This is a genomic window from Pseudoalteromonas luteoviolacea (assembly GCF_018100925.1).
Classification (GTDB): Bacteria; Pseudomonadota; Gammaproteobacteria; order Enterobacterales; family Alteromonadaceae; genus Pseudoalteromonas; species Pseudoalteromonas obscura.
The window spans coordinates 1-1,169 of the sequence record NZ_JAGJEH010000044.1; the positions used below are offsets into that span (position 1 = coordinate 1).

Genomic DNA, 1,169 nt, shown 5'->3' on the forward strand with positions numbered 1-1,169 from the left:
AAACCATTTTGGGTTGTATGGTTAAGTGACTAAGCGTACACGGTGGATGCCTTGGCAGTTGGAGGCGATGAAGGACGTACTAACTTGCGATAAGCTAAGTCAAGCCAGTAAGAGGCACTTGAGACTTAGATTTCCGAATGGGGAAACCCACCGCTTAGCGGTATCTTGCAGTGAATACATAGCTGTAAGAGGCAAACCGGGAGAACTGAAACATCTAAGTACCCCGAGGAAAAGAAATCAACCGAGATTCCGAAAGTAGCGGCGAGCGAAATCGGATTAGCCCTTAAGCTTCAGTGTAATTAGTGGAACCTTCTGGAAAGTTGGACGACACAGGGTGACAGTCCCGTACACGAAAATTTATCTGAAGTGAAATCGAGTAGGTCGGAGCACGTGAAACTTTGACTGAATATGGGGGGACCATCCTCCAAGGCTAAATACTCCCAACTGACCGATAGTGAACCAGTACCGTGAGGGAAAGGCGAAAAGAACCCCTGTGAGGGGAGTGAAATAGAACCTGAAACCGTGTACGTACAAGCAGTAGGAGCCCTTCGAGGGTGACTGCGTACCTTTTGTATAATGGGTCAGCGACTTATATTCTGTAGCAAGGTTAACCATTTAGGGGAGCCGTAGCGAAAGCGAGTCTTAACTGGGCGCTTAAGTTGCAGGGTATAGACCCGAAACCCGGTGATCTAGCCATGGGCAGGTTGAAGGTCAGGTAACACTGACTGGAGGACCGAACCCACTAACGTTGAAAAGTTAGGGGATGACCTGTGGCTAGGAGTGAAAGGCTAATCAAACCGGGAGATAGCTGGTTCTCCCCGAAATCTATTTAGGTAGAGCCTCGGACGAATACTTACGGGGGTAGAGCACTGTTAAGGCTAGGGGGTCATCCCGACTTACCAACCCTTTGCAAACTCCGAATACCGTAAAGTACTATCCGGGAGACACACGGTGGGTGCTAACGTCCATCGTGGAGAGGGAAACAACCCAGACCGTCAGCTAAGGTCCCAAAGTGTATGTTAAGTGGGAAACGATGTGGGAAGGCTAAAACAGCTAGGAGGTTGGCTTAGAAGCAGCCATCCTTTAAAGAAAGCGTAATAGCTCACTAGTCGAGTCGGCCTGCGCGGAAGATGTAACGGGGCTAAACATACCACCGAAGCTACGGCTGC

At 49.4% G+C, this 1,169-nt stretch carries 1 rRNA gene; it reads left to right on the forward strand.

The annotated features are described in order from the left end of the window. Positions 1-19: 19 nt before the first annotated feature. Positions 20-1,169: ribosomal RNA gene (locus J8M00_RS27940) — 23S ribosomal RNA — on the forward strand; the annotation flags it as partial.